The sequence below is a fragment of the Arachidicoccus sp. genome (genome assembly GCF_050436765.1).
Classification (GTDB): Bacteria; Bacteroidota; Bacteroidia; order Chitinophagales; family Chitinophagaceae; genus Arachidicoccus.
Genome location: NZ_JBNQGD010000421.1, coordinates 1 through 8287, shown reverse-complemented (window position 1 = coordinate 8287; position 8287 = coordinate 1). Strand labels below are relative to the sequence as shown.

The window sequence follows — 8287 nt, the reverse complement described above, 5'->3', positions numbered from 1 at the left end:
ATCAATTTAAAATTACAAAATATTATGATATGACACAGTTTAAATTACAGTCTCTCTGTCTTTAAAATAAATGAGCCCGCTTTCTAAAAAGGCGGGCTCATTTATTTTAAAAATCTTCTATCAATTGATTACATCAACGCCAGGATGTGCTTTCGTATCAAAAACAAATTTGCTATCGGGCAAGGATGCATGTGTATTCACATTCGACATATTAAAATTTACAGTGTTGCCTGCTTTTTCCCAGACAGTCGCTTTGGTAATGAAGTCCTTAGACTTGTTTACATATAAATCTACTTTCTTAAAGTTTTTTCTTGGGTCTGTAGGAATTAGTTCTATTACATAAAAACTTCCGTTGGAAGAAATCATTTTAGAAGTAAAATCTTTATCAACAAAGTTACCGGCTAATAATTTTTGTGGGCTTAGCGTACCAGTGGAATTATCTACATCGCTCACCGTTACTTCGTCACTACCATTATAATTCCATACTTTTTGGCCGTTGCAATATATTTCGTTGTCGCTTTGTTTAATAAAGTATTTATTGCCTTTCAAGGCTATTTTCCCATTGATAGTTCCTAAGTTGTGGTTGTTGCGATCTTTTGTCGAATAGGTAAAATCGGCCGTGGCGCCTTTAATGCCTTTTAGGTTGTTACTTACTTTATTCAAAATTTCTTTAGCGTTGCTTTGAGCAAAGCCAGAAACTGCTAAAAAACTAAAAGAGAGGAGCGTTACAAAAAATTTTTTCATTTAAAATGTGTTTTTGAGGTTGCAAAACTAATGGTTTATCCGCTATTAAGACTAAAAAATTAAACAAATGTTTAAATGAGAATAGCTTGCATATCATTTTATGATAGAAAAATTGATACCGTTCTAGTCGGATAATGTGCTTTTTAGAGTTTAATTAACTAATAATAACTGTCGGCAAAAAATAATCCTTTATATATTGCCGAATAAACGTAATTTTGCACTCTTTATGAAGAGAATTATTCAGCTTTCATTAGTGGCCCTTTTTTTTGTATTGTCATCTTGTGCTTCTAAGTATTCAAAAATACTAAGTAGTAAAGATAATGAGTATAAATATAAGATGGCTGAGCAATATTACAAAGACAAGAAGTATAACCACGCATCTGAGTTATTTCAAAGCTTGTTTCCTTATCTAAAGGGTACGCCAAGACACGAGGAAGCATTTTATAAATTTGCCTATAGTGCTTTCTATTTGAAAGATTACGAAAGTGCCAGTTTGGCCTTTAGTACTTTTACTGAAAATTTTCCCAACAGTTCATCTGTTCCCGAAGCGTTTTATATGCAGGGGTACTGTTTGTATTTAAATTCACCAAAAGTAGAATTGGATCAATCTTCTACACTTCATGCTATTTCTGTGCTACAATCGTTTATAAATGCCTATCCTAAGTCTCCTAAAGCAGAAGAAGCAAAGGCGTTAATTGTGAAATGTAATCAGAAATTAGAGGAAAAGGAATATTTGGCTGCTAAATTGTATTACGATTTGGGGGATTTTAAATCGTCCCATTTGTATTTTGATTTATTGTTGAGTGATTATCCCAATTCTTCTAAATCCGACTTATACATGTTTAAGACTGTACAGTCAAGCTATGAATATGCGAAAGTAAGTGTACCTTATTTGCAGGAAGACCGTTACAAACAAGCCGTTGACGAATGTGGTGATTTTGTAGCACAATACAACAATAGCAAATATGTACCCTCGGTACAGGAAATTAAAAAGCATTCCGAAGAGGCTATTAATAAAATTAAAAACATAATAAATGAGCAAACTAAGAAGGCAAGTAAGTCCTAATACGCCCAATGTAGTTGAAACAAGAAGCTTAGTAGCAGTAAAAGCGAAGACGGGCAATTTATATGAATCTATTGCTATTATAGCTAAAAGATCCAATCAGATAACTATTGCCATTCGTGAAGAATTGCATTCTAAATTGGACGAATTTGCAAGTCATACGGACAGCTTAGAAGAAATTCATGAAAATAAGGAGCAAATAGAGATCTCTAAGGCATATGAAAGAATGCCTAACTCAGCAATATTGGCTACAGAAGAGTTTATGGCAGATAAAATATACTCTCGTAAGGGCGATGAAGATTTATTTGTATAATATTTAGTGTTAAAAATACGGAACGTAATGCCATCAGATATTCTTTTGATGGTATTTCGTGTTTCTAAAAAGTTTCCAAATTTGCCTAATATGTTCTAAGTTTGAATTATTAAAATAAGCAAAACAGTAGTGCTAGAAGGAAAAAAAATATTAATTGCAATAAGCGGTAGCATTGCCGCTTATAAAATAATTTCACTTACGCGGCTTTTGATCAAAGAAGGCGCAGAAGTAAAGATCGTAATGACGGAAGCGGCCAGTAAGTTTGTTTCACCTTTAGTGTTAAGTACGCTATCTAATAATAAGGTAATCATTGACTTATTTAAAGAAGATTTATGGGCGAATCATGTAATGCTGGGGCGGTGGGCCGATTTGATGGTGATCGCTCCATTGAGCTGTAACACGCTCGCAAAAATGGCGCATGGATTTTGTGATAACCTGTTGGTATCAGTTTATTTATCCGCCACCTGCAAAGTGATGTGTGCTCCGGCAATGGATGAAGATATGTGGCATCACCCAACAACCCAACAAAATATTGCTACTGTTAAAAACAATGGCAATATTGTTTTAGACGTTGCAAACGGTGATTTAGCAAGTGGATTAAAAGGGGAGGGCAGGATGTTGGAGCCGGAAGAGATCTTGTTGTCCATTAAAAGCTTTTTTAGAAAAGATAATTTTAAAGGCAAAAGAGTCCTCATCACCTCTGGTCCCACTTACGAAGTTATCGATCCCGTGCGTTTTATTGCCAATCATTCTACGGGTAAAATGGGAACAGCTTTGGCGGAAGCTTTTTATTTGTTAGGTGCTGAAGTTACTTTAATAAGTGGTCCGGCAAAAGTTTTACCTCAATACAAAGAGATAAGTATTTTACCCGTTGTTTCCGCTGAAGAAATGTATGATAGTTGTTTGGATAACTTCTCGAAATGTGATATAGCTATTTTGGCAGCGGCGGTGGCAGACTATACACCCATTGAAAAAGCCACTCAAAAAATTAAAAAGAAAGAAGCTATTTTTGATTTGAAATTGAAAAAAACAAAAGACATTTTAAAGGAATTAGGAAAACAAAAAAAGAATCAAATAGTGGTTGGTTTTGCCTTAGAGACAAATAATGCCATGACAAACGCAGAAACTAAATTAGTAGAAAAGAACGCGGACTATATCGTTTTGAATTCTATGGAAGATACTGGAGCCGGCTTTGGGTTCGATACAAATAGTGTTATTGTGTTGGATAAAAATGGTGATAAAAATGAAAGCGGCCTACTCTCAAAGGAAGATGCAGCTTATTTTATAGCTAGCATAATTGAAAAAAAAATGTAGCGTGTCATCAGCGCTTATGTGGTGTTCCAATTAAAAGATATTCATTCTGTTTTTAATCAATGTTTTTGTTTCGGGTTTGATACTTCAAACAATGGTATAAATCCCGCGGGGGGAGATATTTTGTAGACATTAAACGCTTTCAAAAGTAGAATAAAACTACCCTGGGTACATTCATTGAACAGCTTTTGTAAAGGAGCGAATAGTGCATCTCAAGAGATCTTAAAAATGCGCAATCAGATCAAAATCCCAGTTGTCGCAAAGTTTAGTTTTACTTTGCGTCAATATTGCAGACAAATATAATAATGCTTTGAAATGAAGATAAAACCTTTTTTATTTTTAACTATCGCTGTTTTACTGTTCAGCGCTTGTAACGACAAGTTACCAGATGGCATTTTGGCGCCTCCAGTGATGAAAAACATCATGTGGGAGATGATGGTGGCGGAGCAAGTAAATAGGTTGGATACCTCGAGAACATACAAACTGCATATAAAAGATAGTTCAACTTTAAGTTATAACGAGATTCTTGCAATCCACAAAACTTCTTATCAGGCATATATTAAAAGCCTGAAATATTATGAGGCCCATCCTGATGAATTTAAGGAAATATTTGATTCATTGAGTACTTATGGTAAACGATTAAACGATTCTTTGGAACCTCTGGCGAAAGTGAGTTTAAAGAAGAAATTATTGCCTAAAGACAGCTTGCCAGCCTCTGGCAAGTCAGATTCTAATAAACTTAAAGCCAAACAGCTCGAAAAGCCGTTTGTAAAGCCGGAAGTCAAGGGTTTAAAAAGTCTTTGATTGCGTTATAGGCAATTTAAAATCTATATAAATTGCTCATTTTCTTTGGTTTGTAAGAAAAAGGGCTTAACTTTATCATGAATTCTTTTATACATTTAAAAGTACCGATATGAGAAAGTCTGATTTGGTAAATAATATTTCAGAAAAAACAGGCATTCCTAAAGTTGATGTGTTAGTGACCTTAGAAAGTTTTCTAAAAGAGATTAAGGAGAATATTTCTAATGGTGAAAATATCTACATCAGGGGGTTTGGTAGTTTTATTACCAAAAAAAGAGCCGCTAAAATTGGCCGAAATATTAAAAAGAATATTGCCGTAGAAATACCCGAGCACTTCATACCCGCATTTAAACCTTCCAAAGAATTCGTTAATGAAGTGAAAGATAAGTTTAAAACAAAGTAACTTCGCGGAAAATATAAAGTGTGAGAAAACGGCAAATAATTCTTTTAACAGCTGGTCTGGTATTAATTCTTCTTATTTTCTTCTTTGGGAATACAATCCCTCCGAAATCCAAAATGCCTGTAATGCCGGTTGCAATGGCTTCACAGGAAGCAGCACTTTCTACACAGGACGTTATCGCTGCCGCTAAATCCAAATTGCCGCCAGAAGTACAAGAACGTATTACCGGTTTGGAAAATAATGTTGTACGCGGGGATGTGGTAAAGCTAAAAATAAATCAGTATCGGCAATTATCTTCCTTTTGGATTGATACCGTGGGTAATATGCCTTTAGGCACCTATTATAAAGGGAAGACCGCAAAATTGGAAAATTCGGAACAAAACATTACCTTTGCAGCCCGAAAGCTGTTATCTTATGTATTTGTTGAGCAAAGCCAACCAATGCAGACTTGGATGGCGACACAGGCGAAAGGCTTGTTTGAGGATGCATTAAAAATAAATCCTGCAAACGATTCGGCAAAGGTGGGCTTAGGTGCGTGTTATATGTTTGGCAATATTTCCAGCAATCCAATGCAAGAGATTTTAAAAGTGCGTGAAGTTGCAGATAAGAACCCAGATAATATGTATGCGCAGTATATATTGGGTTTAGGAGATATTAAAACTGGGCAATATGAAAATGCAATAAAACGCTTTTCTAAAGTGGTCGCCAAGCAACCCCTAAACTTAGAGGCAATTTTTAATCTTGCAGATACTTACGATAGATTACAAGATAAAGAGAACGCGATTAAATGGTATAAAGTAGCGCAACAAATGGTACAAGTGCCCGCAGCAAAAAAGGAAATTGGGCAAAGGATTGAAACGCTAGAAAATCAATAGCAATTTTTTATTAATTATATAAATATATTTACAACTATGCCTTGCGGTAAAAAAAGAAAACGTCATAAAATAGCGACACACAAACGCAAAAAAAGATTAAGAAAAAATCGCCATAAGAAAAAGTAATTTTTTCTTAGCGCTGTAATTTATATTGCTTATCGATGCCAAAGCTTCATTCTTTGGCATCGATAGCCTATAAAAGGTGTGTTATACCTTTTCCTTTCTGCAACTTTTTCCTTCCCTTCAAAAAATATTTAGTAGCAACACGGCTAAGGCTTTTTAATGCCTATTTGTGAAGCCTTTTGCTATTGTTGTATTTTCCTTTTTTCAAATTCTTACAATATCCTCTTTGTTCTAATTGAAAAGAACAAAAGAAGGATTGTGAACGACTAATTGGAAAATATATATCGGCTCGATTGCCGGAAGCTATTACTTCATTATAAATTATTTGATTTGTGGATAAAGAATTAATTGTCAATGCAACCATATCAGGGGTTGATTTGGCATTGTTGGAAGACAAAAAACTGGTTGAACTTCATAGCGAAAAAACAGATGCTGGCTTTGCGGTGGGAGATCTGTTTCTAGGTAAAGTTAAAAGGCTTATGCCGGGTTTAAATGCAGCATTTGTGGATGTAGGGCATGAGAAGGATGCTTTTTTGCATTATTCGGATCTTAGCCCTTATTTTAGATCCTTAGTTAAGTTTACGCAAATGGCGCAAACGGATAAGACGGAGAATGGTTTTGATTTTTACAAATTTAATGTGGAACCGGAGATTGTAAAAACGGGCAAGATTAATGAGGTTTTAAGTGGAAAGCCCAATATTCTGGTACAAATTTTAAAAGAACCCATTGCGTCCAAGGGACCAAGGTTAAGTTGTGAAATCTCTTTGCCAGGAAGGTTTATTGTTATTACCCCCTTTAATAATATTGTTGCTGTTTCTAAAAAAATTCATTCTTCAGATGAACGAAAACGCCTACACAAAATAGTGGAATCTATAAAGCCCAATAATGTTGGGGTGATAGTACGAACAGCGGCCGAAGGAAAGAATACAGCTGAATTACATGAAGATTTAAGTGATCTATTAAACAGTTGGAAGGAGCTTCAGACAAAATTAAAAAAGGCTGTTGCACCGGTTAAAATATTGTCTGAGGAGAACAAGACTACCAGCTTACTACGTGACTTGCTGACTAAAGACTTTAATAAAATTGTTATTAATGACAAAGGATTATACCAAGATACTTTAAGCTATATTCAAAGAATTGCACCGGCAAAAGCTGATATTGTAAAGCGTTATCAGGAACCTCAAAATATTTTTGATACTTATGGCATTACAAAACAGATAAAGGCTTCCTTCGGTAAGACCATCAATTTGCCAAGTGGTGCTTATTTGATTATTGAACATACCGAAGCCTTGCACGTAATTGATGTCAATAGTGGTTACAAGAGTATCAGTAATAGCCAGGAAGAAAATGCGGTTGCTACCAATTTAGAAGCGGCGGCAGAAATTGCTCGGCAACTTAGGCTACGGGATTTAGGTGGGATAATTGTGGTGGATTTTATAGATATGCGCAATCCTGAAAATAAGAAGAAGATTCAGGAGGCAATGGAAGCACACATGAAAAATGATCGCGCCAGACATGCGGTGTTGTCTATTTCGAAATTTGGCGTTATGCAAATTACCAGGCAGCGCATGAGACCTGAAATAAAAATCAATACCTCTGAAGTGTGCCCTACGTGTAAAGGGACAGGCAAAGTAACTTCTACTTATTTATTAGAAGATGAAATTGCCAATAGATTAAATTATTTGGTCACTCATCAACATAAAACTATTACCATAGAAGTACATCCGATTGTTTATTCACACTTGACAAAGGGGATTTTTAAATCCATAAAAAAGAGCTGGAAAAGGAGATTTAAAATACCTATTAATATTATACAAAATTCTAATTTCAGCTTTACGGAAGTGAAATTTTTTGACGACAACAAGGAAGAAATAAAAATTTAATGTGGTGCTTTGTCGAAGGCTTAATTGTCTTACAATCAATTAGTTGATATTTTTTAGAATATGAATTGGCGTATTATATTATTTTGTATAACTAATTCATTATAAACATATTATATTATTTATACTCTATTTAAATAGAAGTTATTATTTCGCCAAAACGTTCTCAGTTTTTTCGAAAATCAATAAAAATATTTTTAAAATCTAGTGCAATATTGTACCTTAGCAACAGATTTTAATGAGTTAGTAAGTAAGGGGTTGGCAAGTAATTGTCAACCTTTTGTTTTGGATATATCTTCAAATTTCGACTCATTTATCAAGCCGTTTTTTCCAACTAATCGTGGGTAAACTACCTCTTGTCCATACGCATATGATAAAGCATCATGAATCTTCTGTTTGAAAAATAATATCGGCAGGGTTTTAAAACCTAAATGTACTTTGTCGTTGCTGATGTTTTTTAATAAAGTTATTCAGTGAATAAGATTGCTTAATTGATAAATGTATTTTTACAATTATTTCTATAACTTCGACCGCAATCAGAAACGCTTTAAAGAAAACGCACCAACATACATGAAAGAATCTGAATTTGAAGGGATGTATCCCATTAGTGATAAATACAGCAAAAGAGTGGCTTATTTTTCGATGGAGTTTGCTATTCACCAGCCTTTAAAAATATACAGCGGTGGTTTGGGTTTCTTGGCTGGTTCACATTTGCGCAGCGCATATGAATTAAGTCAAAATCTCGTCGGTATAGGTATTCTATGGAAATACGGATAT

The 8287-nt window shown here is 34.6% G+C and carries 8 protein-coding genes and 1 pseudogene; 8 read left to right on the top strand and 1 reads right to left on the bottom strand.

All coding sequences use genetic code 11. The features are described 5' to 3' along the window. Positions 1–120: 120 nt before the first annotated feature. Entirely contained in the window at positions 121–744 is a 624-nt protein-coding gene (locus ACQR30_RS17725) for a LolA family protein (RefSeq protein ID WP_429737125.1), read from the bottom strand. A 226-nt stretch (positions 745–970) separates the two neighbouring features. On the opposite strand from ACQR30_RS17725, the gene ACQR30_RS17720 reads away from it, so the two are divergent. The 8 genes and pseudogenes from ACQR30_RS17720 to ACQR30_RS17685 form a co-directional block, all read left to right on the top strand. After that, entirely contained in the window at positions 971–1810 is an 840-nt protein-coding gene (locus ACQR30_RS17720) for an outer membrane protein assembly factor BamD (protein WP_429737123.1), read from the top strand. Then, the gene (locus ACQR30_RS17715; protein ID WP_429737122.1) at positions 1779–2120 is read left to right on the top strand and encodes a DNA-directed RNA polymerase subunit omega; all 342 of its coding nucleotides are present in this window, start codon (positions 1779–1781) and stop codon (positions 2118–2120) included. Before ACQR30_RS17720 ends, ACQR30_RS17715 begins: the two co-directional genes overlap by 32 nt. Before the next feature lie 129 nt (positions 2121–2249). Continuing rightward, on the top strand, positions 2250–3434 hold the full coding sequence (coaBC, locus tag ACQR30_RS17710; protein ID WP_429737121.1) for a bifunctional phosphopantothenoylcysteine decarboxylase/phosphopantothenate--cysteine ligase CoaBC: 1185 nt from the start codon (positions 2250–2252) through the stop codon (positions 3432–3434). 312 nt (positions 3435–3746) lie between these two features. Then, positions 3747–4235: a DUF4296 domain-containing protein gene (locus ACQR30_RS17705; RefSeq protein WP_429737120.1), complete on the top strand. Its 489-nt coding sequence runs from the start codon at positions 3747–3749 to the stop codon at positions 4233–4235. Positions 4236–4344: 109 nt separating this feature from the next. Continuing rightward, positions 4345–4635, top strand: coding sequence for an HU family DNA-binding protein (locus ACQR30_RS17700; RefSeq protein WP_429737119.1), 291 nt, complete (start codon positions 4345–4347; stop codon positions 4633–4635). A gap of 122 nt (positions 4636–4757) precedes the next feature. Further along, positions 4758–5507 (top strand): tetratricopeptide repeat protein, encoded by a 750-nt coding sequence (locus tag ACQR30_RS17695; protein ID WP_429737118.1) that lies wholly within the window; start codon positions 4758–4760, stop codon positions 5505–5507. 455 nt (positions 5508–5962) lie between these two features. Continuing rightward, positions 5963–7513, top strand: a complete 1551-nt coding sequence (locus ACQR30_RS17690) for an Rne/Rng family ribonuclease (protein WP_429737117.1) — start codon at positions 5963–5965, stop codon at positions 7511–7513. 567 nt (positions 7514–8080) lie between these two features. Next, a pseudogene (locus tag ACQR30_RS17685) lies at positions 8081–8287 on the top strand (alpha-glucan family phosphorylase); the annotation flags it as partial.